Source organism: Streptomyces sp. NPDC001351, assembly GCF_042896045.1.
In the GTDB taxonomy this organism is placed as follows: Bacteria; Actinomycetota; Actinomycetes; order Streptomycetales; family Streptomycetaceae; genus Streptomyces.
Genome location: NZ_JBIAWS010000012.1, coordinates 68,613 through 93,341, shown reverse-complemented (window position 1 = coordinate 93,341; position 24,729 = coordinate 68,613). Strand labels below are relative to the sequence as shown.

The following is a 24,729-nucleotide window of genomic DNA, read 5'->3' as shown; positions in this document are numbered from 1 at the left end:
CCGCACCCCATCGCCCCCTCACCCCACCAAGACCCAAGGAGAACACATGAGTTCGACCAGAACCCGGCCCGCCCTAGTCGTCCTCGGCGCGACGGCGCTGCTCACCGCGTCCGTCGCCGTTCCGCAGGCCTCGGCGACCGGCCCTACGTCCACGGCCCTCGCTTGGTACGACGCGACGGCCGAGACCATCGCGACGGCCGGAGCCTCCACTCAGATCACCAACAGCCGTACATGGGCCATCAGTTGGCTAGCGGCCGCCAGGGCCACCCGAAGCGTGCCCACCGATGTCGAGCGTGGCGCGTATCAGGAGGCGGCGCTCGCCGGGGCCGTACACCGCGCGCTGGTGACGCTGGCCCCGAGCCGAACGGAGCAGCTCGACGCGACGTTCAAGGAGACCCTCGACGCGATACCCGACGGCCCGGCAGAGGAACGGGGCGTCGCGGCGGGAGAGCACCAGGCAGACCTCGTCCTCGCGTCGAGGCAAGGCGACGGACTCGACCCCGCCTCGGTCGACGCGCCCTATCCGGTGAAGCCCGCGGCGCCGGGCGTCTGGCAGCCGACGCCGCCCGCGTACGCTCCGGCGGCCCAGTACGGCAACCGTCTCGCCAAGCCGTTCCTGCTGAAAACGCAGAGTCAGTTCCGGCTCGCCCCGCCACCCGCTCTGGACTCCGAGCGCTACGCCGCCGACCTCGCGGAGGTGCGCGCCTACGGCGCCGTCGACAGCGCGGTGCGCAGCGCCCGCCAGACCGAGACCGCCACCTTCTGGCTCGGCTCCTCCCTCACCCTCTACACCGAGCCGCTGCGTGTGGCGCTCTCCCGCACACATCAGGGGATCGCGGGGCAGGCGCGACTGGTCGCACTGTTCCATGTAGCGCTGGTGGACACGCAGATCGCCACCTCCGACAGCAAGTACGCCTATGAACGCTGGCGTCCCGTCAGCGCGATCCGCACCGGCACCATCGACCCCGACCCCAACTGGACGCCGCTGCACACCACCCCCGCGCACCCGGACTACCCGAGCGGCCACAACACCTACGCGGGCGCCGCCCAGACCGTCCTGTCGGCGCTCACAGGCCCACGCACAGCCCCGTTCGCACTGACCAGCCCCACCGCGCCGGGCGTGACCCGGACCTACACCACCTGGAAGCAGCTCTCGGACGAGAACGTCGACGCCCGGGTCTTCTCCGGCATCCACACGAGGTCGGCCGACGAGGCAGGGATCACGCTCGGCACGAACGTGGCACGGTACGTCCTGCAGAACGCGAGAGGGCTCCTCGCTCCGCGTTGACCCTCGGTGAACCTGGTGCGACTTCACCCCACCGCCCTCCTGGCCACTTCCGGCACTGGACGCCCGGCTCCGGCTGGGGGCGAGCGCCAGGGTCGTGGATGCCGTCGCGGCTTACGCCGACCGCTACGTTCACCGTCGCCGCTGCCCGGCGGACGACGTGCTTGACCGGGACCCGTCCGTACGGCTCCGGGCCCGGCGGTGACGCGGACGAGCGCTGCCGCGATCGCGGTGCGGCGGGGGCGGCTCCGAGTGGAATGGCGAGGCGCGTCGTGCTGTTGCCGTAGGAGAGTTTCAGGTCGTCAGGACACCTGTGGAGCCTGAGAGTCGGGGTGTCCTCCGGCCCGAGTTTTGTCGACCGAACGGACAAGGACCCCACGTGCGTGCATACGGATTCAAGTCGAACGGCGGACCGGAGGTCCTGGAGGAGATCCAGGTGCCGACCCCGAGGCCGGGCCCGGGTCAGGTGCTGATCGAGGTCGCGTACGCCGGGGTGAACTTCGCCGAGGTGCAGCATCGCCGGGGTGAGTTCGGCGAGCCCGACGGCCCCGGCGGCTACGACGTGCCCGGGCTTGAGGTCTCCGGCACGGTGGCGGCACTCGGCAGCGGAGTGACGGGAGCGGTGGTCGGCGAGCAGGTTGCCGCCTACCTTCCGGCCTTCGGCGGATATGCGGAGTTCGCCGTGGCCGACGCGGACTTCGTCCGGCCCGTCGGCGGGCTCCCGCTTGCGGACGCGGCCGGGGTGCCGTGCGTGTATCCGACGGCCTACGGGGTGCTGATGGACGCGGGCCGGCTGCGCGCGGGCGAGACGGTCCTGATCCACGCGGCGGTCGGGGGAGTCGGTTCTGCCGCGGCGCGGATCGCGCGAGCGTACGGTGCCGCGCGAGTCTTCGGCACGGTCGGCACCGGGAGCAAGGCACAGCTGGCCGCCGGGCTGGGCTACGACGCGCTGTTCGTCCGGGACGAGTTCGAGGACGCGGTCCGGGAGGCCACCACGGGTCGTGGGGTGGACCTGGTGCTGGACCCCGTCGGCGGCCCGGTACGGCGTGCCTCCCTGGAGGTACTGGCTCCTTTCGGCCGGGTGGTCACCTACGGGGACCTCGGACGTCACGCCGACTGGACTGCAGACGTCTGGGATCTGTGGAAGAACAACAGGACCCTCGCCGGATACAACATCGGTGATGTCGCTCGCCGTTCCCCCGCCACCATCGGTGACCACCTGTCCACGGCGTTGTCCGCGCTCGCCTCCGGAGCACTGGCCCGCGTCCCGACGACCGTCGTCCCGTCGTCGGACGTCGTCGAGGTCCACCGGCGCCACGAGGCCGGGCGGAGCCATGGGAAGACCGTGCTGGCCCTCGGAGGGCACACCGCGGGCTGAGCCGGGCGGAACGTTCTCCCGCCCCGCCGCACCCACGACAGGGCACCCGTGCCGGTCCGGTGCGGCGGGCTCCCCTCGGTGCGGCGGACCCCGGGTTCCCGCAGTTCCGGCCGCGCAGGCCGTCGGGGCCGTCGGGGATGAAATACGGCGTGACGTTGAAGCCGTCGATCGCGCCGTGCCGCGTGCTTCCGCCTGCACCCGCCGTTCGGCCACCACCGCGCGCGGGTCGGTGACCCGCCGGGCCCCGAAGGAGCCGTCGATCTCGGCGGCGACCGGCTCCTCCGTCGGCAGCGGGCCCTCGGCGCCGCGGTCGGTCAGGTCGATGTCCCAGGGCAGGGCCGCTTCAGGCCCCTAGGCCCAGCCCAGCCCACAGCTCCCGTTCCACTTCGCTGGGAGGTATGTGGCCGGCCGCGCGTTCCGGGTGGCCGGGCGGTGGCTGCGCCGGCTTCCAGAACGGTGCCCCGGGTGTCGGCAGCCCCCACAGGCAGCAGCCCACCGCGAGCAGGCCCGGAGCCCACCGTGCCAGCAGTCCGGCCCAGCGTCGTCGACGTGACATCGGTCCCTCACCGCAGCGGGGCCGTGGGCCACAGCGGTTCGGTGGCCCGCTCCTCGGCCTCGCGCAGGACCCGCAGGACGTTGCGGCCGGTCAGGGCCTCCAGCTCGGGCCGGGACCAGCCGCGGTCGGCGAGTTCGCGCAACAGGACCGGGTAGCCGGAGACATCGGCGAGGCCGGTCGGCTGGTGGTCCACTCCGTCGTAGTCGCCGCCGAGGCCCACGTGGTGCACACCGGCCACCTCGCGGGCGTGCTCCACATGGTCGGCGACCTGGGCGACCGTGACCTCCGGCCGGGGGTGGGCGTCGAGCCAGCTCTTCAGCCGGTCGTCGGGCGGTGCGCCGAGGGCCTCCGTGTGCTCCTCCGCGACCCGGGCCGGGTCCTCGCCGGGGCGGGGTGCGCGCGGCCAGTTCCAGGGGACCGCCGGGAGGCCGAGGCGTTTGCGTTCTTCCTGGAGGGCCCGGCCCCAGGCGGCGACGTCGGCGGAGATGAAGTACGGCACGAAGGTCAGCTGGATGACGCCCCCGTTGCCGGGGAGCAGCTCCAGAACCCCGTCCGTCACGTTGCGGGGATGGTCGTTGAGGGCTCGTGCCGAGGAGTGGCTGAACAGGACCGGTGCGGTGGACACGGCGAGCGCTGCGCGCTGCGTGGACTCGGCGACGTGGGAGAGGTCCACGAGGACGCCGGTGCGGTTCAGTTCGGCGACGATCGCGCGGCCGGTGTCGTTCAGACCGCCGACCTTGGGCTCGTCGGTGGCCGAGTCGGCCCAGGAGGTGTTGTCGTTGTGGGTCAGGGTCACGTAGCGCACGCCGAGCCGGGCGTACGAGCGCAGCACGCCGGGTGACTCGGCGAGGCTGTGTCCGCCCTCGACGCCGAGCAGGGAGGCGATGCGTCCCTCGGTGAACGCCCGCTCGACGTCGGCCGCCGTGTAGGCGATGCGCAGGGTGTCGGGGTAGCGGGCGGCGAGCCGGTAGACGGCGTCGATCTGCTCCAGGGTGGCCACCACGGCCTCGGGCTCGGGCAGTTCGGAGGAGACGTACACCGACCAGAACTGCGCGCCGACCCCGCCGGCCCGCAGCCGGGGCAGGTCGGTGTGCAGGTCGGGGCGGCCGTCGGCAAGGCCCTCGACGCTGTAGCCGGAACGTGCGCGCAGTGCCACCGGCAGGTCGTTGTGGCCGTCGAACACGGGTGTGGAGCGCAGTACTTCGTCGATCAGTGAGGTCATGGGCCGATCACTCCTTCTGCCACCGGGCTTTGTTGCCGCCGCGCCTGCCGTACCGGGTCGGGCACGGGGAGGGCGGCGACAAGCCGGCGGGTGTAGTCGTCCTGCGGACTGCCAAGTACCTGGCCGGTGGATCCCTCCTCGGCGATCCGCCCCCGGTGCAGGACCACCACCCGGTCGGCCACCTGCTCCACCACGGCCAGATCGTGGCTGACGAACAGTGCTGCGAAACCCAACTCCTGCTGGAGCTCGGTGAACAGATCGAGCACCCTGGCCTGCACGGACACGTCCAGCGCCGAGGTCGGCTCGTCGGCGACGAGCAGCTTCGGTCGCAGTGTCAACGCCCGGGCGAGACTGGCCCGTTGACGCTGACCTCCGCTGAGCTCGTGCGGGTAGCGGTCCGCGTAGGCACGGGGGAGGTGCACCGCTTCGAGCAGCGTCTCCACCTGGACTCGGATCTCCTTCGCGCCCAGCTCGCGCCGGTGCACGACGAACGGTTCCGCGATGCTCTCGGCGATCGTCAGCAGGGGGTTGAAGCTGGTGGCGGGATCCTGGAACACGTAACCGATCCGCCCGGCTGCTGCCTTCCGCTTCCGTGTCAACTGCTCGCCGAACAGCTCCAGTCGGCCGCCCGTCGCCGGGGTCAGTCCTGCGATCACCCGCCCGATGGTCGTCTTGCCGCTGCCGCTCTCGCCGACCAGCCCGAGCACCTCACCCGACCGGATCTCGAAGCTCACCCCGTCCACCGCCCGGAAGCCCTTGCTGCCGAGCCGCCCCGGGTAGTCGACGATCAGTTGGGAAGCCCGCACGACCGGCTGCTCGTCGCCTTCCAGGGCTGCCGGTCGAGTCCGGCCGCCGGAACCGAAGTCCGGTACGGCCGCGAGGAGTTCGCGGGTGTACGGGTCGGCGGGGGCCGCGAAGAGAGTGCGCACCGGCGCCTGTTCCACCACTCGGCCCGCGCGCATGACCGCCACCCGGTCGGCGAGGTCGGCGACGACGCCCATGTTGTGGGTGATGAGCAGGACGGCGGTGCCGAAGTCGGTGCGGCAGCGGTGGAGCAGTTCCAGGATCTCCGCCTGGACCGTGACGTCCAGGGCGGTGGTGGGTTCGTCGGCGACGATGAGCCGGGTGCCCAGGGCGAGGGCCATGGCGATGACCGCGCGCTGTTTCTGGCCGCCGGACAGTTGGTGCGGGTAGTGGTCGACGCGGGTGGCCGGGTCGGGGATGCCGACCTTGTCGAGCCACTCGACGGCGAGCGCCCGCCGCTCGGCCTTGCTGCCGCCGCGCCCGTGGGCGCGCAGGCCCTCGGTGAGCTGCCAGCCGATGGTGAAGACGGGGTTGAGCGCGGTGGAGGGCTCCTGGAACACCATCGCGGCGTGCGTGCCGCGCAGGGCGCGCAGCCGGGCCGGGGACGCGGTGAGCACGTCCTCGTCGGGGTCGGAGGTGCCGTCGCCGAGCAGCACGCGGCCGCGGGCGGTCGCGGTGGCGGGCAGCAGACCGAGGACCGACCGGGCGGTGACGGTCTTGCCGCTGCCGCTCTCGCCGACCAGGGCCAGCACCTCGCCGGGGGCGACCGACAGGCTGACCCCGTCGACGGCGGGCGCCGGGCCGGCGTCGGTGGCGAAGCTGACGTGCAGATCCTCGATGCGCAGCAGGTCAGTCATCGTCCCCGCCTCCGTCCGGGGGAAGGGCAGGGGCGGCGGTACGGCGCCGCAGCCGTGGGTCGGCCAGGTCGGTGAGGCCCTCGCCGAGCAGGGTCGTGCCCAGCACCGTGAGCACGATGCCCAGGCCGGGCGGGATCGCCGTCCACCAGATGCCCGAAGTCACGTCCTCGACCGCGCGGTTGAGGTCGTAGCCCCACTCGGCGGCGGAGTTGGGTTCGATGCCGAAGCCCAGGAAGCCGAGACCGGCGAGGGTGAGGATGGCCTCCGACGCGTTGATCGTGAAGATCAGCGGGAGCGTGCGCACCGAGTTGCGCAGCACGTGCCGGGTCATGATGCGCCACGGGCCGGTGCCGATCACCCGGGCCGCGTCGACGAACGGCTCGGCCTTCACCCGGATCACCTCCGCCCGCACGACGCGGAAGTACTGCGGCACGAAGGACACGGCGACCGAGCAGGCGGCCGCGCCGAGACCGCCGACGAGACTCGACTGGCCGCCGCTGATCACGATCGACATGACGATGGCGAGCAGCAGAGGAGGGAAGGCGTAGAGCGCGTCCGCGAGTCCCACCAGCAGCCGGTCCAGCTTGCCCCCGAGGTAGCCGGAGACGAGGCCGAGCACGGTGCCCGGCACCACCGACAGCAGCAGCGCTGCGACGATGATCAGCAGGGCGGTCCGCGCGCCCCAGACCGTGCGGGACAGGACGTCGTAGCCCGCGATGGTCGTGCCCAGTGGATGGGCGCCGCTCGGGTGCTGCTGGGAACCGAACAGGCCGTTTGCGTCCCGGAGTTGGGCGTAACCGTGCGGGGCGAGGAACGGCCCCAGCAGAGCGGTGAGGACGAACAGGCCCGTCAGGATCAGGCCGGTGAGCAGCATGGCCCGCTGCACCCCCGCGCCCGTCCGCAGCCGCGGCAACGGCAGGCGTCGTACCAGAACCAATGCCATGACTCAGTACCTCACTCGCGGGTCGATCAGCGCGGCGGCGACATCGACGAGGAAGTTCGTCACCGCGACGACGACGGCGAAGAGGGCCACGATGCCCTGCACCGCCGGGAAGTCACGCACCGTCAGGTAGTGGGCGAGTTCGTATCCGAGGCCCTTCCACTCGAAGGTGGTCTCGGTCAGCACGGCCCCGCCGAGCAGGCCCGCGATCTGAAGGCCGAGCACGGTGACGACGGGGATCAGCGCGGGCCGGGTGGCGTGCCGGGTGACCAGGCGCAGCGGGGCCACGCCACGGGAGCGGGCGGCCTCGACGTAGTCGGCGGAGAGCGTGCCGATCAGGTTCGTGCGCACCAGCCGGAGCAGCACGCCGGCCACGAGCAGGCCCAGGGCCAGTCCGGGCAGTACGGCGTGCCGGAGGACATCGGCGATGGCCGTGCCGTCACCGCTGCGCAGGGCGTCGATCAGATACACGCCGGTCGTGCTGGTCTGGTCCTGCAGGAACAGTTGCACGCCGGTGCTCGCCCGCCCCGAAGAGGGCAGCCAGCCGAGCCAGATGGCGAAGACCAGCTTCAGCAGAAGGCCCACGAAGAACACGGGGGTGGCGTAGGTCAGGATCGCGAACAGGCGCAGGGCCGCGTCGGGTGCCCGGTCGCGGTGGGAGGCCGCCACCATGCCCAGGGGGACGCCGACCACCAGAGCCACCAGCAGGGCGTAGCAGGCGAGTTCGACGGTCGCGGCGCCGTAGGTGCCGAGCACGTGGGTCACCGGCTGGTTGTCCGTGACCGTGCGGCCGAAGTCGCCAGTGGCCAGCGAGCGCAGGTAGTCCAGGTACTGGGTGAGCAACGGCCGGTCATAGCCCGCCTGGTGGAGTTTGGCCTGGAGCTGGTCCGGGGTGAGGCGGTCGCCGAAGGCGGCGCTGATCGGGTCGCCGGTCAGCCGCATCAGGAAGAAGACCAGGCTGACCAGGATCAGGACGGTGGGGATGATGAGGAGGAAGCGGACCACCAGGTAGCGGGCGAAGCCGTACCCGGCGGCGCCGTCGGCCGGAGAGGCGACGGCGCCGGGGGTCTCCTGCGTCAGAGCGCTCACTTCGTCGAGAGCCCCGCCCAGCGGAACTGGTACGTCGCGTCCAGCTCGTCCGGCACACCACTGATGTCGGTGCGGGTGACGATGGCGGTGGAGCCCTGGAGCAGCGGCAGCAGCGGCACCTGCGCGGCGGCCTTGTCCTGCGCCTGCTTCAGCAGCTCGGTCCGCTTCGCGGCGTCCGTCTCGGTCTCCTCCTTCTTGATCAGCGCGCGCACGGCGGAGTCGTCGTAGGCGTTGGCGACCCAGCTGTTGGCCGAGTAGAAGGGCGAGAGGTAGTTGTCGGCATCCAAGTAGTCGGCGTACCAGCCCAGTTGGTAGAGCGGGTAGAGGTGCTTGACGCGGTCCTTGCCGTACTGGGTCCACTCGGTGGACTGCAGGTTCACCTTGAACAGGCCGGTGGCCTCCAGCTGGGACTTGATCAGGGCGTACTCGTCGGCCGAGGACGAGCCGTAGTGGTCGCTGTTGTACTGGAGGTTGAGGGTGACCGGGGTGGTGACCTTCGCCGCCTTCAGCCGGGCCGCCGCCGCGGCCTTGTCGGGGCCGCCCTTCTTGTCGCCGTAGAGCGACTTGAAGGAGGGGGTGGCCCCGGTCAGGCCGTCCGGGACGGAGCTGTAGAGCGGCTGGTAGGTGTTCTTGTAGACCTGCTGGGCGAGTTGGGCCCGGTCGACGGAGTCCGCGACGGCCTGACGGACGGCGAGCGCCTTCTTCGGATCGGCGTTCTTGGTCTTGGTGCCGTACGGCTGGGTGGTGAAGTCGAAGACGATGTAGCGGATGCCGTTGCCGGAGCCGGTGTGGACCTTGATGCCCTTCTGCTTGGCGAGGTCGTCCAGGTCGGCGGTGGTGAGTGTGCGGTAGACGGCGTCGATGGTGCCCTGCTGGACGTCAAGCTTCAGGTTGCTGGCGTCGGTGTAGTACTTCAGCTGGACGTTCTTGGTCTTCGGTGTGCCCAACTGGCCCTTGTAGTCCGCGTTCGCGGTGAAGGACACCAGCGAGTTCTTGTCGTAGCTCCTGATGCCGTACGGTCCGTTCCACGGCTTGGCCGTGACGATCGCCTTGTCGTCGAGGATCTTGTCCGCGGGGAACACCTGCTCGTCCACGATGTAGCCGGCGGCCGTGGACAGTACCTGCGGGAACAGCGTGTCGTTGGCCGACTTGAGGGTGAAGACGACCGTGGTCGGGTCCGGGGCGGCGACCGAGGCGAGGTTGTACAGCAACGAGGACGGGCCGTTCTCGTCGGCGATCTTCAGGTCCCGGTCGAAGCTGAACTTGACGTCGGACGACGTCAGTTCATGGCCGTTGGCGAACTTCAGGCCCTTCCTGAGCGTGACCGTGTACTCCTTGGGCCCGGTCAGTCTGATCCCGGTGGCCAGGTCCGGGGAGACCTCCGCGGAGCCGTACTTCTGGCTGAGCAGGGTCGCGTAGACCTCGCTCTCGATGGTGCCGGACCCCGCGTCCCAGGCGCCGGCCGGGTCGAGGCTGGTGACCTGGTCGGTCGTACCGATGGTGATCGCCGCGGCGGAGCTCGCAGTGCTTCCGTCCTTGCTGCTGGTGCAGCCGGTCAGCGCCACCAGGAACGCCGTGCCCAGGGATATCGCGCCCAGGCCGGAACGAAGGGGTCTGTTCGGCGTCGGGCCGTTGTTCAGTGCCATCAGGAGTGTCTGCTTCCGCGTCAGGGGTGCGTGAGGCAGCCGTGGCACAGGTGTGCCATGGCGTGCGAGGTCACGTGAGAAAAAGGGTGGAGAGGGTCAAACGAACGGGCGGCGGGGCCGCCGCCGGCCCGGAGAGGGCGGGGTCAGCCCGTACACAGACAGCTGGACACCAGCAGCAGGTCGACATGGCGCCGGGGGCACGTCATGAAGGCTGTCGCCATGCCGTCCTCCTGGGTTCTGGCCCGCCTCGGGGCCGGTGTGAGCGCACTTGCAGAAAGAGAGATCCGCCGAGCCTTCACCTGGGGCACCCCGCTGCGTCGAGGGTTGCCGTCCGGCCAGCCAGGGCTTGATCACCGGAACTCGTAGCTCGCGCACACCGTAGATCGAACTTTCACAGGGCGTCAAGACGGCCTGGATGCAGGAACATCCGTCGACCCCGGCTGGTGCGACCCCACTGCCGTCCGCGTCGCGAGCCACTCGTGCGGATGCCGACCCGCGACGAATCCGCGGGGCGGAGTGGACTGGTAGTTGCCCAGCAATTCCTGGAGGACCGTGGGAAGTTGGGCGACAGTCCGGCGGGACTGCCGGCGTGTGATTCTCCGCGGTCGACGGCCTGTGGCCCTTGTCACTGATCCGGCGTTCCTGGTCTCCGGGTCAGGCCGGCAGGACGAACGGGGGGTGGGCACCATTGAGGAAGTAGTCCCCGGCGTCGCGGAACTGGTGGGCGACGGGCCTGTGCAAGGTGTGGGCCCGGGCGTTGCGCCAGAAGCGGTCGAGGCCCAGCCGTGCGGTTGCGGAGCGGGAGCCGACGACGTCCAGGGCGCGGCTGGTGGATTCCTGCGCGGCCCTGGAAGCGGCGGCCTCGGCCATCGTCACGTGGACTGAGATGTCCGCATACTCGTCGTAGGTGAGGTCTTCGGCGCGGGCCAGCCCGTTGTGTACGGCTGCCAGTGCCTGATCGGCGAGCGCGGCGGCGGAGCGGGTGAGGATCGTGAGTTCCCCGTAGGTGGTCAGTACGTGCGGGTCCTGGGGAGAGCCGTCCGGCCAGGAGGAGCGCCAGGACGACTGGCCCGCCCTGCTGTACTCGCGCGCTTCGGCGAGTGCGCCTTCGGCGAGGCCGAGAAGGAGTTGAACGGACAGGAGGCGCCCGATCGGCGAGGCCAGAGCGGCCGACGGTGACAGCATGTCGTCGTCGGCGGCGAGTGAGCCGAGGACATCGTGGACGGTGACGGGCACGGCGTCGAATTCCACGTCACCTCCGGCCGCGAGCCGCTGTCCGAAGGCTTCCGCGGCGTCGATCCGTACGCCGGGATGCGTGGGAGTGACGACGACGGCGACTGGTTCGCGGTCGCCCGCCCGCTCGGCCCGCACTGCGAGGCGGTCGGCGACCAGAACTCCGGTCGCGTAGCTCTGCCGGCCCTCGAGCACATAGCCCCTCCCTTTCCTGGTCAAGGTCAGTGGGAAGTCCCGAGGGGCGAAACCGCCGCCCCAACACCACTGCTCCGTCGCGGATCGGCGTTCGATCCGGGCGGCGGCGTCGGGCTCGGTGAAGCACCGCGCACTCCATGACAGGAAGTAGTGGGAGCCCAGGAGTTGGGCGATCGCGGCGTCGGTGGTGGCGATCTCCCGGACCACGGCGTACGCGGTGGGCCAGTCCGCGCCGCCTCCGCCGAGTTCGGCCGGTATGAGCAGGTTCAGCAGTCCGGATTCACGGAGTCCGGACACCTCGTCGAAGGGGGGCTTGCCCGCCTGCTCCCTGGCCGCAGCGTCGATGGCGAGGTCGTCCGCGATCTCGTGGGCCACGCGCAACCAGTGAGCGCGGCCGGGCCCGGTCGGGTCGGACGCCGAGGCGGGTGGGGACGGCGTGGTGGTAACGCCCATGGTGGTGGTCTCCTCAAGCGTCTTTGGAGTGTGACCCGTCTTTTCCTAGTAATCCGATAGGAATTATAGGGAATGTGCAGGTCGGCAAGGCGAACCTGTCTCGAAACCGGCGTATGCAAACCGGGGTAAAAGCCTCAGGTTTCGCCCATGCTGTATCGCCATGCGAGATAGTCGCCGACTTGTGTTGTCTCTGTGAAGGCCGCTGCTACTGTTCCCGCCGTGATCCGGACAATCTTCCCGGCGCTGACTCGGCGTCGCGCCGTCGATCTGATGCGTGTGGGCAGCGCCAGCTGTTGCCCGAGCGTCGCCGTGGCCTGCTGCTGAGTCGGACCGACACTCACACGCGCGCTCACTCCTCCCGGCCGTGACCCCCACGTGCGCGGGCACGCCAAGGCACTTTCCTCCCCTCCCGGACGTCCGGCCGACACCAACCGTGTCGCTTCCGGTCGTTCAACCCGCGGTCTTCCGCCTTCCCGCGCTTTCCCCTGCCCGCGTCCACCGCCTCCGCGCGCCCCCGCTCGGATGCGGCCGACCTGGCGGGCACGCCTTCCGAGGAGTTCACCCATGCGTAAGAGACGTATCTCCGCCGTGGCCACCGCCGTCGTCATCGCGACGCTCGCCACCCCGCTCGCCCTCACCTCCACCAGCGCCTACGCCGACCCGGGCGCCGGTATCACCGCCCACCAGCTCGTCGGCGTCGGTTCGGACGTCACCCAGGACGTCCTGGACGCGCTGGCCGGTGAGACCGTCAACGGCTCCAGCTACGCCTCGACCGCGGTCACCGCGGACGGCTACACCCTCGCGTCCTACGACGCGACCGAGCCGGGCACCGGCTCCACCACCTCGCAGATCCAGACGCGGACGAGCGGGCCGAAGTTCCTGCGTCCCAACGGGGCCAACGCCGGCCGCCTCGCCCTGAGCGACTCGGTCGGGGGCGGCAACTACGCGGTCTCATCGACTCAGAGCGACGGCACCGTCGGCATCCAGGACCAGATCGACTTCGCCCGCAACACCAGCGCGCCCGCCGTCTCGGGCACCGCGCTGACCGCGATCCCCTTCGCCCGCGACGCCGTGGACTACGCGGCCAAGGGCTCCGCGCTCGCCCAGCTCACCAAGCAGCAGCTGCACGACATCTACACCGGCGCGCTCACGGAGATCGGCGGGGTGACGCTCCACCCGTTCATCCCCAACTCCGGCTCCGGCACCCGCTCCTTCTTCCAGAAGGCCATCGGCGTCACCGACGCCCAGCTCGGCAGCAACGTCGACACGCTCGACCACGACGGCAAGGCGGTCCAGCAGAACCGTCTGAACAGCGTCATCGAGAACGACGGCGACATCGTCCCGCTCTCCGTCGCCAGCTTCGTCGCCCAGCACAACGGCACCGCCCCGGACCGCAGTTCGACCGCCGTCACGGGCGGCGCGTTCATCGGCTCGCTGGACGAGGAGAACAGCGGCACCTACACCGCGCCGGTGATCCAGAACGGTGACGGCACCATCTCCTCCAACGCCGACTTCTTCGCCGACACCACCTTCGGCCGCGACGTCTCCAACGTGGTCTCCACGCGGGCCATCGACCCGACCAGCGTCTTCTTCAACAAGGCCCTCTACGACGTCTTCGTGACCGACGACAGCCACACGGCGGCGCTGGACTCCGCCGCCGCCCAGTCCGTGATCGCCAAGTTCGGCTTTCTGAACGTCAGTTACAACGGGGTCGCCGACCCCACCAACAAGCACGTCAAGCGCGGCGGCCTGGAGGACGGCAACCTCTCCGCCGCCGTCCCCGCGGCCCCGACCGTGACCGCGACGCCGGGCGGCGGCACGCTGAAGCTGTCGTGGGCCCCCGCCGCCGGTGCCACCGTGAGCGACTACCGCGTCACCGTCCAGGACGGCACCGGCGCTCCCGTCGGCGGCTACGCCTACAAGGACATAGCGGCCTCCACCACCGGCGCGAGCCTGACCGGCCTGGCGGCCGGCACGTACACGGTCACGGTCTACGCGGCGAACATCAACGGCAACAGCGACGCCACCACGACCACCGCGACGGTCAAGACGGCCACAACCGTGACCGCGACGGCCTCGTCGGCCAAGCCGGCCTACGGGACCACCGAGTCGGTCGCGGTGACCGTCGGCCACAGCGACGCCGCCGTCCCGACCGGCACCGTCGCCGCCTACTACGGCTCAACCAAGGTGGGCTCCGCCACCCTGAACACCTCGGGCAAGGCCACCGTCAAGGTCGCCACCACCAAGCTCGGCGCGGTCGGCGGCAAGACCCTGAGCATCCGCTATGGCGGCGACAGCGCTCATGCCGGCTCCAGCAAGAACGTCACCTTCACCGTCGTCAAGGCCACCCCGACGCTGACCGTCACCGCCCCGACCCGCGTCAGCCACACCGGGCACGCCGTGATCACCGTCAAGGTGAGCGCCACCGGCACCACCCCGACCGGCAGGATCCGCATCTACAACGGCTCGACGCTGGTCGGCAGCGGCACCCTCAGCGGCGGCAAGGTCACCATCAGCATCGCCACGCTCTCCAAGGGCACACACACGCTCAGCATCCGCTACAGCGGCAGCGGCTACGTGAACGCCAAGTCCAAGAGCATCAGCATCACCAGCTACTGAGCACCCCCGAGGACCGGAGCCGGCAGCACGCCGGCTCCGGCCCCGGGCGCCGCCGTACCCGAAACAGCCGAAACCAGGAAGGAGCACGAGGACCTTGGGCCACCCGCTGACCGCGCCGGGCGAGGACACGCCACGGCGGCTGTCCACCGCACGGGGCACCGGTGACCGCATCTTCCGGGGCGCGTTGCGCGGCTCCGGTCTCGCCGTGCTCGCCATCATGGCGGCCGTCGGGCTGTTCCTGCTGCTGCGTGCCCTGCAGGCGCTGCACACCGCTGGATTCTCCTTCCTCACCACGGAGCGGTGGGAACCCGACACCCATGACTTCGGCATCGCCGCCGTACTCACCGGCACGCTGCTGATCGCGGCCGTCGCCGTCGTGGTGTCGGTGCCGCTGGCGCTCGGCACCGCGCTGTACATCTCCGAGATCGCGCCGGCCCGGCTGCGGCGCACCCTGGTCGCGCTGGTCGACCTGATGGCCGCCGTGCCGTCGGTGGTCTACGGCCTGTGGGGGCTGTTCTTCCTGCAGAGCAAGGTGATCGGCCTGTCCCGATGGCTGTCGACCTGGTTCGGCTGGCTGCCGTTCCTGCGCGTCGACGGGGCACACCCGGACGACCCCCTCGCCTCCGCCAGCGTGTACACGGCCTCGACGTTCGTCGCGGGCATCGTGGTCGCGCTGATGGTGGCGCCGATCCAGTGCTCGGTGATGCGCGAGGTGTTCGGCCGCGCACCGGCCGGGGAGCGGGAGGGCGCGTACGCGCTCGGCTCCACCCGGGCAGGCATGATCCGCAGCGTCGTCCTGCCGTACGGGGCCGCCGGCATCATCGGCGGCACCATGCTCGGACTCGGCCGCGCGCTGGGCGAGACCATCGCCGTCTACCTGATCATCTCGCCCGTCTTCACGATCCAGCCGCACATCCTGCAGACCGGCTCGAACTCCGTCTCCTCCCTGATCGCCCTGCACTACGGCGACTCCTCCGCCTTCGGCGTCTCCGCGCTGATGGCGGCCGGACTCGCCCTGTTCCTGCTGACCCTGGTGGTCAACTTCACCGCGTCCTCGATCGTGGCCCGTTCCCGGTCCGGCGCACAGAGCGAGGCCTGAGCCCATGACGACCACGCTGGACAAGCCTCCGGCTCCCACCACCACCGTCGTGCCGCGCCCCGAGCCGCTTCAGGAGCCCGAGGAGCACCGCCGGCTGGGCGGACCGCGCCGCGACGACCTGCTCGCCCTCGGCGGCGCCGCCACCACCGGCCTCACCCTGGCCTGGCTGCTCTTCGGCCAACTGGCACCGCTGTCGGGGACGTTGGGCTTCGCCGTCGTCGCCTATCTGGTCTTCCTGCTGGTCTACGCGGTGCTGGTGTGGATGGACGCGTCAGGCGGTGGAACCTCCGCCGGGCCCGCTGTGCGCGACCGGCTGCTGACCGCGGTCCTGGGCTCTGCCGCCGCGCTGCTCTTCGCCGGCCTGGTCCTCGTCATCGGCTTCACCGCGGCCCGCGGCTGGCACGCCCTGCCGCACGGCAGCTTCTACACCCAGGACATGCAGGCGGCCGGTCCGCTGGACCCGGTCACCGTGGGCGGCGTCAAGCACGCCGTCGCCGGGACTCTGATCCAGATCGCCATCGCCCTCACCGTCACCATCCCGCTGGGCATCACCTGCGCCGTCTACCTCGGCCAGGTACCGGGACGGTTCTCTCGCTTCGTGCGCACCATCGTGGAGGCGATGACCGCACTGCCCTCGGTCGTGGCCGGCCTCTTCGTCTACGCGAGCTGGATCCTGATGCTGGGCTTCGAGAAGTCGGGCCTGGCGGCCGGGCTCGCCCTCAGCGTGATGATGCTGCCGATCGTGATCCGGGCCTCTGACGTCGTGCTGCGCCTGGTGCCCGGCACACTCACCGAGGCCGCGGAGGCACTGGGCGCCCCGCGCTGGCGCACCGTGTGGCACGTGGTGCTGCCCTCCGCGCGCTCCGGACTCGCCACCGCCGTCATCCTGGGCACCGCGCGCGGCATCGGCGAGACCTCCCCGGTCCTCCTCACCGCCGGCGCGACGGCCGCGCTCAACGCCGATCCCACCCACGGCCCCATGATGTCCCTGCCGCTCGCCGTGTTCACCTTCGTCAGGTCGCCCCAACCGGCCATGATCACCCGCGCCTTCGGCACCGCGCTGGTGCTGCTCGCGCTGGTCCTGCTCCTCTTCTCACTCGCCCGCGTCGTCGGCGGCCGCGGCCCCGGACAGCTGAGCCCCCGCCAGACCCGGCGTGCGGCCCGCCGCTCACGGCACGACCTGGACCGCTTCGAGGCAGCCGCCAGGGCCGTCGACGGCCCGACCGCCACCCTGACTTCGAACCCCGCTCCCACCGAGGTGGACTGATGCTCCGTCGGATACGTTCCATCCCGCGAGCCGCCGTCGCGGCGCTCGTCCTGGCCGCGGCGCTGCTGCTCGGCGCCGCCGCCCCGGCGGCCGCCGCGAGCTACACCCCCATCAGTGGAGCCGGTTCCAGCTGGGCCTTCAACGCCGTCGACCAGTGGCGCCGCGACGTCCGGCAGTACGGCATGCAGATCTCGTACACCCCGCAGGGCTCCTCCTACGGCCGCCAGCAGTTCCTCGCCGGCACCACGGACTTCGCGGTCTCGGACATCCCCTTCCAGACCAACCCCACGGACGGTTCCGCCCCGGAGCGGCCGGTGGCCGGGTCGTATGCGTACATGCCGATCGTGGCGGGCGGCACCGCCTTCATGTACCACCTGACGATCAACGGTCAGCGCGTCACCAACCTCCGGCTCAGCCAGCCCACCCTGACCAGGATCTTCACCGCCGCCGTGCGCTACTGGGACGACTCCTCGATCCGGGCGGACAACCCCGGCCTGAAGCTGCCCCACCGGGCCATCGTGCCCGTCGTCCGCTCGGACGGCTCCGGCGCCTCCGCCCAGTTCACGCTCTGGATGGCCAAGCGGCAGACCGCGCTGTGGAAGGCGTACTGCGCCAAGGTCGGCCGCAGCAACGCCTGCGGCGAGACCTCGTACTACCCGACCGTCACCGGCATGATCGCCCAGTCCGGCGACCTCGGCGTGGCCGGCTACATCTCCCAGGGCTACGGCGAGGGCTCCATCGGGTACGTCAACTACTCCTACGCCCTCAACGCGCACTACCCCGTCGCCAAACTGCTGAACGCGGCCGGCTACTACACCGAACCGACCCCGCAGAACGTCGCGGTGTCGCTGCTCAAGGCGAAGATCAACACCAACAAGAGCTCCGCGGACTACCTCACCCAGAACCTGGACTCCGTCTACACCGACAGCGATCCGCGCTCCTACGTGCTCTCCAGCTACTCGTACATGATCCTGCCGCTGAGGGTGCAGGGGACCTTCACCACCGCCAAGGGCACGACACTCGGCGCGTTCTCCTACTACTTCATGTGCCAGGGCCAGCAACAGGCGCCCGAACTCGGCTACTCCCCGCTGCCGATCAACCTGGTCAAGGCGGGCTTCGACCAGATCCGCAAGATCCCCGGCGTGGTCGCCAAGAACATCAACGTCAAGGGCTGCAACAACCCGACCTTCAGCGCGGACGGCACCAACCGACTGGCCACCACCGCGCCCATGCCGCCCGCCTGCGACAAGCAGGGCGCGACCCAACAGTGCGCCACCGGCTCGGGCGGCGCCAGGCAGACGACCGCGAACAGCGGCTCCTCGCCCGGCGGCGGTACCGCCGGTGGCTCTGGCTCCGGGGCCGGCACGAGCGGCGGTACGGCGGCCACCGGGGGAGCGGCCGGGTCGACCGGCCCTTCGAGCGGTTCGAGCGTCGACCCGGACACCGGTCAGATCGTCAACGCGTCCGCCGCCGGCGGCAGCGGGGCCACGACGGTGCTGGCCTCGCCGGTCTCCCTGTCGGCCGACGACGGCTGGAGCGGCAGGCAGACCCTGATGGTCCTGGCCGCGATCACCCTGCTCGTGGTGGTCGTGGTGCCCGCGGTCACCGCGCACGTCCTGGCCGGCCGCAGAGCCGGCACGGCCAGGGGCGACAAGGGGGAGCAGAAGTGAGGGCACGTCAGCTCTTCCGCATGCTCGTGGGAGCCACCGCGGGTGCCCTCGTGGGCGCCCTGGTCTCCGTGGCCGTGGCACCCGGCGCGGGCGCGGCGCCCGAGGAGGGGGCATCGGCCACCGGCTCCGCCGTCACCGTCTCCGGGCGCGGCGAGTTCGCCGGCATGAAGTTCACCGTGAGCCAGACCCAAGGACTCACGGACCGGGCCGTGACCGTCTCCTGGTCCGGGGGCACACCCACCACCTTCGCCGGAAGCCAGTTCAACACCGACTTCGTCCAGATCATGCAGTGCTGGGGCGACGACGACGGCACCGTCCCCGGCAACCCCGGCCCGCCGCGCACCCAGTGCGAGTACGGCGCCTCGCCCACCACCGACCGCTCCAACTGGCCCGGCAACGGCGACGACGACACCCGCGCGGTCGTCTACCGGGCCAGGCCCGGCCACTACGGGGACGACGACACCTACGGCTCCGCCATGCCGTACGGCCTCGGCGAGGTGCCCTTCAAGGCGGTCGACGGCACCGTCGTCACCAGCGGCACCCAGAACAACAAGCTCTTCAACCACTCCACCACCAACGAGATCGACTTCGCCCGAACCGAGGCGGACGGCACCGGTTCGGAGATCTTCGAGACCCAGACCGCCAACGAGGCCCCGCAACTCGGCTGCGGCGCCCCGGTCACCCACGCCGACGGCACCGTCAGCGGCCGCTCCTGCTGGCTCGTCATCGTCCCGCAGGGCCACCTCGACCTCGACGGCAAGCCCTACGAGGACCAGACCCAGGTCAACGCCGGCTCACCGGTGTCCTCGACCAACTGGAAGAACCGCATCGCCGTCAAGCTCGGCTTCAACCCCGTCGGCGCCTCCTGCAAGATCGGCGCCGAGGAGCAGGACACCATCGGCAGCGAACTCGTCGCCGAGGCCATGACCAGCTGGCAGGCCAAACTCTGCGCCACCGGTACCATCTACGGCTTCACCCAGCTCGGCGACGCCGACACCCGCGCCCGCATCGCCTCCGGCGCGGACACCCTCGGGTTCGTCACCCGGCCGCTCGGCTCGGACGACGGCACCACCCCGCCCACGGGCAAGGTGACCTACGCCCCGGTCGCGCTCTCCGGTGTGGTCGTCGGCTTCACCATCGAACGACAACCCGGCTCCACCGCCACCAAGGACCAGAAGGCCCTGGACGGAACCCGGTTCACCTCGATGAAGCTCACTCCGCGGCTGATCGCCAAACTGCTCACCGAGTCGTACCGCAACTCCCCCTGGGGAGCGGTCAGGACGCTCTACTCCGGCGGCACCGCCACCCTGACCGCCGCCAAGGGCTACGGCTGGGCGAAGAACAACCCCGCCGGCCTGCTGTCCGACCCGGAGTTCCTGGCCCTCAACCCCGAATACGCCCACCAGTCCATCGCCGAGAACCCCAGCACCGACACCGACCTGGAGGTGGCACTGGGCCACACCGACGCGGCCCGGCAACTGTGGAACTACGTCCTGGCCGACAAGAACGCCCGGCGCTTCCTGGCCGGCGTACCCGACGAGTACGGCACGCAGGTCAACCCGTACTACAGCACCAACGCGGACCTCAACCCGACCGGTTACGGCTTCACCGCGGACCGGGACGACTACCCCAAGGCCGACCCGTGGACCACCATCCCGCCGGGCTCCGCCGAGGCCACCGTCAAGCAGGGCATGACCGACTTCCACCCCTACGTGGACGACATGCTCCTCGCCGCCCAGCACGCGCGCCGCGGCGACCAGTTGTGGAAGTCGAGCTGGGACGCGAACGCCAACCCGCCGGTGTGGAAGTCGCCCGGCCCCCAGAACGTCGGCCAGCGCTTTCAACTGGTCGTCACCGACGCGGCATCCGCCGCGCGTTACGGTCTGCAGACCGCCAGTCTGCGCAACACCGCCGGCAAGTACGTCGCCCCGACCCCGGCGTCCCTGACCGCAGCGGCCGCCTCCGCCGCCGGCAGCCCCGCCGTCGTGCCCGTCACCGCCTCCCGGACCGGGGCATACCCCGTGACCATGCTGATCGACGCGGTGGTCCGCCCCGGGCAGGTCAAGCCGGCGGAGCGAAAGAGCTACGCCGCGCTGCTGCGCTACGCCGTGCGGGCGGGCCAGCGCACCGGCATCGACCTCGGCGACCTGCCGCCCGGCTACGCACCCCTCGGCAGCGAACAGCGCGCCAGGACGCTCGCGGCCGCGAAGACGCTGCAGTCCTACAAGGGCGCCACCACGGCCGGTGGGGGAACGACCGGCTCCGCGACCGGCGGCGGCACGGGAGGCACCGGGGGAGCGGACACCGCCACCGGTGGTGCCGGTGCCACCACCGGAACCCCGACCGGCACCACCGCCTCCCCAGCGGGTAGTTCCACCGCCCCGCACGGCAGCACCGCTCCCGACCTGATCAGCACCGCGAGCGGTCTCACTCCGGCCGATCCGTCGGTTCCACTGCGCCTGGCCCTGCCCGTCGGAGCGGGGCTCGGCGCCGTCGCCGGACTGATCGCGCCCTTCGCGGCCGGCTGGCGTCCCCGGGGGACGGCCGCCGCGCTGTCGGGAGCGCAGGCCTACGTCCGCCGTACGACTCGCCGACTCGGCGGGAGGTTCCAGAGGTGACCGCGACGATCGACAAGCCCGCCGGGACGGAGGAAGTCGTACGTCCGGCCCCCGGGGGCAAGGCGGCCAAGGGCAGCAAGCGCGCCCTGCTCGGCCCTTTCGTGACCGCCGGCGCACTGCTGACGATCAGCGTGCTGCTGATCGGCATCTGCGCCCAACTGGTCCTGCTCAGCCCGCTGCAGCACCGCGCCGCCCAGTCGGTCGGCTTCGACGAACTGCGCGGCGAGCTGGCCGCCGGAACCGTGGCGGTGTCCCAGACCGACCAGCAGGGGCACCTGCTCACGCCGGGCACACCGCTGATGCTGCTGGAGATCCCGAAACTGCACGTCCACGAAGTCGTGTTCGAGGGCACGGACTCCGACGTGCTGGCCAAGGGCCCCGGCCACCGCAGGGACACCCTGCTGCCCGGCCAGGCCGGAACCAGCGTGATCATGGGCCGCGCCGCCGCCTACGGGGCCCCCTTCGGGCACCTGGAGGACCTGACCCCCGGCGACACCTTCCGGATCACGACGGGCCAGGGACGTTTCACCTTCCGCGTCCTCGACCAGCGCCACGCCGGCGACCGAGCCCCGGCCGCACCGGCCGCGGGCAAGGGCCGTGTCGTCCTGATGACCGCGACCGGGCCGCCGTACCTCCCGAAGGGCGTGCTGCGTCTCGACGCCGACCTGGTCGGCGCCGCAGCCGACACACCGGCGCTACGGATCGTCCCCGACTCCCTCCCGTCGAGCGAACTCCCGCTGCGCGGCGACTCCGTCGTCTGGTGGCAGGTGCTGCTCTGGCTCCAGGCGCTGGCCGCAAGCTCCGCGGCAGCGGTCTGGTCCTGGTTCCGCTGGGGGCGCCGCCAGACCTGGATCGTGTTCACCGGACTGCTCGGCGCCATCGGCCTCGAGGTGGCGGAACAAGTCACCCGGCTCCTGCCCAATCTGCTCTGACCCGCCCAGGACTGAGGATCACCCATGACCGACACCACCGCCGCCACCGAAGAGGCGGCAGAGACCAGACAACTGAACACCGTCGAGGACGACGCAGGGGCAGAAGCCGGGGCAGTTGCGGGGGCCGAGGCAGAGACGGCCGAGCAGCCCGCCGTCCGCACGCCTGGCCTCACGACCGGTGCCGGTCCGACCGCGGGCGTCGGCCCCGCAGAACTCGACGCCCGCGGCGTTTCCGCGTGGTTCGGCAGCCACAAGGTGCTCGACCGCGTCTCCCTGACCATGCCCGCCGGCCAGGTCACGGCACTGATCGGCCCGTCCGGGTGCGGCAAGTCCACCTTCCTGCGCACCCTCAACCGCATGCACGAACTGATCAGCGGCGCGGCCTTCGCCGGCGAGGTGCTGCTGGACGGCGCCGACCTGTACGCGCCGGGACGCAGGCTCACCCAGGCACGCCGGGACATCGGCATGGTGTTCCAGAAGCCCAACCCCTTCCCCGCCATGTCGATCTACGACAACGTGGTGGCCGGTCTCCGGCTGACCGGAGTCAAGGCCGACCGTGCGGCCAAGGACGCGCTGGTCGAGGAGTGCCTGATCCGCGCGGGTCTGTGGAACGAGGTCCGGGACCGGCTGCGCCAGCCCGGTGGCGCGCTCTCCGGCGGCCAGCAGCAGCGCCTGTGCATCGCACGGGCACTCGCGGTACGGCCCCGGGTGCTGCTGATGGACGAACCGTGCTCGGCGCTCGACCCGACGTCCACGCGGCGCGTGGAGGAAACCATCCAGGGACTGGCGCAGGAGGTCACCGTCGTCATCGTGACCCACAACATGCAGCAGGCCGCCCGGGTTTCAGACGTGTGCGCCTTCTTCCTCGCGGAGCAGGGCGAACCGGGCGGCATCGTCGAACACGGCCCGACCGACGCCATGTTCAACTCCCCGCAGGACGGGCGGACCGCTGACTACGTCAACGGCCGCTTCGGCTGAGCGGATCGCAGAGCGCCTTCACACCGGCTCGGCAGCCGCGGAACCGGTCCCTCGCAGCCAGGACGTCGTCCTACTCGACGTCTCTGGTTCCCGCGACTCGTCCTCCATCAGACCTGCCTGCCGTGCCGAGGCGGCGTCGATGTGCTCGCTGCCGGCAGGTCGCTCCGCAGTACCGGGCAGGCCGGCCGGTGGGCCGAAGCTCGAGCCAGACGCCGCATTCCTCGCACTGTGACGCTGTGTGAAAAGGACCGGGGGTGTCACGAAACACCTGGCCTTGCGTGACGGCTGAGGGTGCCCGCAGGCACTCCAGTGCCAGCCGCACCATACGGGCACCTCCGTTGCGGTCGCGGTGCGCGGTCCGCATCGTTGCGCACCCGACGGTCAGGGCTGCGACATCGTCCGTGTTGACGTCGGTGCGGACGCCGCCGGCGCGCTGGGCCGCGCGAAGCATGTGGTCAAGGGCCTGTCGGAAGCGTCGCGCCGAAGCGGCCAGGCTCGGCCGTGGCCAGCTCGTCCCGGTGGTCAGGGCGTCGCATGTGTGCCTGCGCCCGTGGGACGTGTCGACGACATCCAGGAGGAAGCCGAAGAATGCCGCAGCGGGGTCGGTGCGGGCCGCCCACTGCCGAGCCGTCTCCACCAGGTCGTCGAGCTGCTGGGCGAGTACGGCCTCCAGCAGGATCTCCTTGCTGGGGAAGTGCCGGTACACGGTGCCGGCGCCGACCCCCGCCTGCCGTGCGATCGCGCCGAGCGAGACGTCCAGGCCGTGCTCGTCGAACGCCCGCGATGCGGCGGCGAGCACCTTCCGGCGGTTACGGCGGGCATCGGCCCGGCCGGCGTCCTGGGGAGCTGCCGTCATGTCACGTAATCCCTTGTCCCTGCCACTCAACCGGGTGGAGCATTCCACATCGACCCCGGGTCCAACCCCACCTGTCCACCGACCATCCCGGGGCGGAGGACGACATGACCACTGACCGCTTGGTCGTCGTGACCGGTGCGACCGGTCGGCAGGGCGGAGCCACCGCACACCGGCTCCTGGCGGCCGGCAGGCCGGTGCGGGCGCTCGTGCGGGACACGACCGCACCCGCCGCCAAGACACTTGAAACCGCCGGAGCGGAGCTCGTGCGCGGCGACTTCGACGACCCGTCGAGTCTGCCCGCCGCGCTGGAGGGGGCAGCGGCACTGTTCGCCGTACCGCCCGTGGCGTTCGGACCGGCAGGCTCGGACGTGGAGCTGGAGTTCGCCCGGGGCCGGGCACTGATCGATGCCGCGGCCGCGGCGGGAGTCGAGCACGTCGTGTTCACCGGCGTCGCGTCCACGCCGGGTCGCCCGGGCGGATCCGAGGGGAAGAAACGCATCGAGGACTACCTGCGTGAACGGATCCGGTCGGTGACCGTGCTGCGTCCGGTGCGGTTCATGTCGAACTATCTCGGTTCCATGGCCATCGGCCTGGACGGCATCGTCCACGGCGTGCACCGGCACATCTTCCCGCCGGACGAACCTGTCCAGATCATCGCGGTGGAGGACATCGCCGAGTTCGCCGCGCTGGCCTTCGAGCGGCCGGACCGGTTCGCGGGACGGAGTCTGGAACTGGCCGGGGACGCCCCCACCCCGGTCGAGGCGGTCGCCGCGATCAGCGAGGCCACCGGGGTCACCGTGCGCTATGAGCAGATCACCCACGCCGAGGCCACCGCACTCAACCCCGAGATCGCCCAGGTGCGGGAACGCTGGGCAGCCGGATCGCGCTGGCACGCCGACATCGAGGCGCTGAGGGTGATCCATCCCGGACTGCGGACCCTCGCGCACTGGCTCGCCGAATCCGGTGCCGACACCTTGCGGAAGCGACTCGTCGAAACCGCGTCTCCGGGACTGTGAAGCAATGCCTCGGAGC

At 71.0% G+C, this 24,729-nt stretch carries 18 protein-coding genes, 1 pseudogene and 1 riboswitch; of the genes and pseudogenes, 11 read left to right on the top strand and 8 right to left on the bottom strand.

All coding sequences use genetic code 11. From position 1 onward, the window contains the following. Positions 1–46: 46 nt before the first annotated feature. From ACFY1U_RS36375 to ACFY1U_RS36365, 3 genes and pseudogenes are all read left to right on the top strand, one after another. The gene (locus tag ACFY1U_RS36375) at positions 47–1,288 is read left to right on the top strand and encodes a vanadium-dependent haloperoxidase (RefSeq protein ID WP_390698306.1); all 1,242 of its coding nucleotides are present in this window, start codon (positions 47–49) and stop codon (positions 1,286–1,288) included. 52 nt (positions 1,289–1,340) lie between these two features. Next, positions 1,341–1,490, top strand: a pseudogene (locus ACFY1U_RS36370) (ergothioneine biosynthesis glutamate--cysteine ligase EgtA); the annotation flags it as partial. A gap of 174 nt (positions 1,491–1,664) precedes the next feature. Further along, the gene (locus tag ACFY1U_RS36365) at positions 1,665–2,663 is read left to right on the top strand and encodes a zinc-binding alcohol dehydrogenase family protein (protein WP_390698305.1); all 999 of its coding nucleotides are present in this window, start codon (positions 1,665–1,667) and stop codon (positions 2,661–2,663) included. Positions 2,664–3,006: 343 nt separating this feature from the next. Here the strand turns inward: ACFY1U_RS36365 and ACFY1U_RS36360 are convergent, their stop codons facing one another. The 7 genes from ACFY1U_RS36360 to ACFY1U_RS36330 all read right to left on the bottom strand — a co-directional run bounded on the left by ACFY1U_RS36360 (position 3,007) and on the right by ACFY1U_RS36330 (position 11,658). Beyond that, a complete protein-coding gene (locus tag ACFY1U_RS36360; protein WP_390698303.1) occupies positions 3,007–3,219 on the bottom strand; it encodes a DUF6059 family protein in 213 nt (70 codons plus the stop codon). 7 nt (positions 3,220–3,226) lie between these two features. Beyond that, positions 3,227–4,441 carry a dipeptidase gene (locus tag ACFY1U_RS36355; protein WP_390698302.1) on the bottom strand — a complete coding sequence of 405 codons (1,215 nt, stop codon included), beginning with the start codon at positions 4,439–4,441 and terminating at the stop codon, positions 3,227–3,229. Then, positions 4,438–6,102 (bottom strand): dipeptide ABC transporter ATP-binding protein, encoded by a 1,665-nt coding sequence (locus ACFY1U_RS36350; RefSeq protein ID WP_390698301.1) that lies wholly within the window; start codon positions 6,100–6,102, stop codon positions 4,438–4,440. The genes ACFY1U_RS36355 and ACFY1U_RS36350 overlap by 4 nt, the downstream gene beginning before the upstream one ends. Then, positions 6,095–7,045 (bottom strand): ABC transporter permease, encoded by a 951-nt coding sequence (locus ACFY1U_RS36345; protein ID WP_390698300.1) that lies wholly within the window; start codon positions 7,043–7,045, stop codon positions 6,095–6,097. Before ACFY1U_RS36345 ends, ACFY1U_RS36350 begins: the two co-directional genes overlap by 8 nt. Before the next feature lie 3 nt (positions 7,046–7,048). After that, positions 7,049–8,131: an ABC transporter permease gene (locus tag ACFY1U_RS36340; protein ID WP_390698299.1), complete on the bottom strand. Its 1,083-nt coding sequence runs from the start codon at positions 8,129–8,131 to the stop codon at positions 7,049–7,051. After that, complete coding sequence (locus ACFY1U_RS36335) at positions 8,128–9,777, bottom strand: ABC transporter substrate-binding protein (RefSeq protein WP_390698298.1); 1,650 nt, start codon at positions 9,775–9,777, stop codon at positions 8,128–8,130. Before ACFY1U_RS36335 ends, ACFY1U_RS36340 begins: the two co-directional genes overlap by 4 nt. 259 nt (positions 9,778–10,036) lie before the next feature. Then, a riboswitch (SAM riboswitch) is annotated at positions 10,037–10,145 on the bottom strand. Positions 10,146–10,431: 286 nt separating this feature from the next. Beyond that, positions 10,432–11,658 (bottom strand): acyl-CoA dehydrogenase family protein, encoded by a 1,227-nt coding sequence (locus tag ACFY1U_RS36330; RefSeq protein WP_390698297.1) that lies wholly within the window; start codon positions 11,656–11,658, stop codon positions 10,432–10,434. 564 nt (positions 11,659–12,222) lie between these two features. On the opposite strand from ACFY1U_RS36330, the gene ACFY1U_RS36325 reads away from it, so the two are divergent. The 7 genes from ACFY1U_RS36325 (at position 12,223) to ACFY1U_RS36295 (ending at position 22,841) form a co-directional block, all read left to right on the top strand. Beyond that, positions 12,223–14,277 carry an Ig-like domain repeat protein gene (locus tag ACFY1U_RS36325; RefSeq protein WP_390698296.1) on the top strand — a complete coding sequence of 685 codons (2,055 nt, stop codon included), beginning with the start codon at positions 12,223–12,225 and terminating at the stop codon, positions 14,275–14,277. Between the two features lie 94 nt (positions 14,278–14,371). After that, positions 14,372–15,376 (top strand): phosphate ABC transporter permease subunit PstC, encoded by a 1,005-nt coding sequence (gene pstC, locus ACFY1U_RS36320; protein WP_390698295.1) that lies wholly within the window; start codon positions 14,372–14,374, stop codon positions 15,374–15,376. Between the two features lie 4 nt (positions 15,377–15,380). Then, positions 15,381–16,643 (top strand): phosphate ABC transporter permease PstA, encoded by a 1,263-nt coding sequence (gene pstA / locus ACFY1U_RS36315; RefSeq protein ID WP_390698294.1) that lies wholly within the window; start codon positions 15,381–15,383, stop codon positions 16,641–16,643. Continuing rightward, positions 16,643–18,313: a substrate-binding domain-containing protein gene (locus ACFY1U_RS36310; RefSeq protein ID WP_390698293.1), complete on the top strand. Its 1,671-nt coding sequence runs from the start codon at positions 16,643–16,645 to the stop codon at positions 18,311–18,313. Before pstA ends, ACFY1U_RS36310 begins: the two co-directional genes overlap by 1 nt. Further along, positions 18,310–20,931, top strand: a complete 2,622-nt coding sequence (locus ACFY1U_RS36305; protein WP_390698292.1) for a hypothetical protein — start codon at positions 18,310–18,312, stop codon at positions 20,929–20,931. The genes ACFY1U_RS36310 and ACFY1U_RS36305 overlap by 4 nt, the downstream gene beginning before the upstream one ends. Beyond that, a complete protein-coding gene (locus ACFY1U_RS36300) occupies positions 20,928–21,863 on the top strand; it encodes a sortase (protein ID WP_390698291.1) in 936 nt (311 codons plus the stop codon). The genes ACFY1U_RS36305 and ACFY1U_RS36300 overlap by 4 nt, the downstream gene beginning before the upstream one ends. A 24-nt stretch (positions 21,864–21,887) precedes the next feature. Then, positions 21,888–22,841, top strand: coding sequence for a phosphate ABC transporter ATP-binding protein (locus tag ACFY1U_RS36295; RefSeq protein WP_390698290.1), 954 nt, complete (start codon positions 21,888–21,890; stop codon positions 22,839–22,841). Between the two features lie 70 nt (positions 22,842–22,911). Here ACFY1U_RS36295 and ACFY1U_RS36290 read toward each other — a convergent pair whose 3' ends face one another. Beyond that, positions 22,912–23,697, bottom strand: a complete 786-nt coding sequence (locus ACFY1U_RS36290) for a TetR/AcrR family transcriptional regulator (RefSeq protein ID WP_390698289.1) — start codon at positions 23,695–23,697, stop codon at positions 22,912–22,914. Between the two features lie 104 nt (positions 23,698–23,801). On the opposite strand from ACFY1U_RS36290, the gene ACFY1U_RS36285 reads away from it, so the two are divergent. Next, positions 23,802–24,713: an NmrA/HSCARG family protein gene (locus ACFY1U_RS36285; RefSeq protein WP_390698288.1), complete on the top strand. Its 912-nt coding sequence runs from the start codon at positions 23,802–23,804 to the stop codon at positions 24,711–24,713. Positions 24,714–24,729: the final 16 nt, after the last annotated feature.

Excerpts from the sequence above, each read along its gene's own strand:
- ACFY1U_RS36375 (WP_390698306.1), top strand. The coding sequence starts at position 47 with ATGAGTTCGACCAGAACCCGGCCCGCCCTAGTCGTCCTCGGCGCGACG.
- ACFY1U_RS36360 (WP_390698303.1), bottom strand. The coding sequence starts at position 3,219 with ATGTCACGTCGACGACGCTGGGCCGGACTGCTGGCACGGTGGGCTCCG.
- ACFY1U_RS36355 (WP_390698302.1), bottom strand. The coding sequence starts at position 4,441 with ATGACCTCACTGATCGACGAAGTACTGCGCTCCACACCCGTGTTCGAC.
- ACFY1U_RS36350 (WP_390698301.1), bottom strand. The coding sequence starts at position 6,102 with ATGACTGACCTGCTGCGCATCGAGGATCTGCACGTCAGCTTCGCCACC.
- ACFY1U_RS36345 (WP_390698300.1), bottom strand. The coding sequence starts at position 7,045 with ATGGCATTGGTTCTGGTACGACGCCTGCCGTTGCCGCGGCTGCGGACG.
- ACFY1U_RS36335 (WP_390698298.1), bottom strand. The coding sequence starts at position 9,777 with ATGGCACTGAACAACGGCCCGACGCCGAACAGACCCCTTCGTTCCGGC.
- ACFY1U_RS36330 (WP_390698297.1), bottom strand. The coding sequence starts at position 11,658 with ATGGGCGTTACCACCACGCCGTCCCCACCCGCCTCGGCGTCCGACCCG.
- ACFY1U_RS36325 (WP_390698296.1), top strand. The coding sequence starts at position 12,223 with ATGCGTAAGAGACGTATCTCCGCCGTGGCCACCGCCGTCGTCATCGCG.
- pstA (WP_390698294.1), top strand. The coding sequence starts at position 15,381 with ATGACGACCACGCTGGACAAGCCTCCGGCTCCCACCACCACCGTCGTG.
- ACFY1U_RS36310 (WP_390698293.1), top strand. The coding sequence starts at position 16,643 with ATGCTCCGTCGGATACGTTCCATCCCGCGAGCCGCCGTCGCGGCGCTC.
- ACFY1U_RS36295 (WP_390698290.1), top strand. The coding sequence starts at position 21,888 with ATGACCGACACCACCGCCGCCACCGAAGAGGCGGCAGAGACCAGACAA.
- ACFY1U_RS36290 (WP_390698289.1), bottom strand. The coding sequence starts at position 23,697 with ATGACGGCAGCTCCCCAGGACGCCGGCCGGGCCGATGCCCGCCGTAAC.
- ACFY1U_RS36285 (WP_390698288.1), top strand. The coding sequence starts at position 23,802 with ATGACCACTGACCGCTTGGTCGTCGTGACCGGTGCGACCGGTCGGCAG.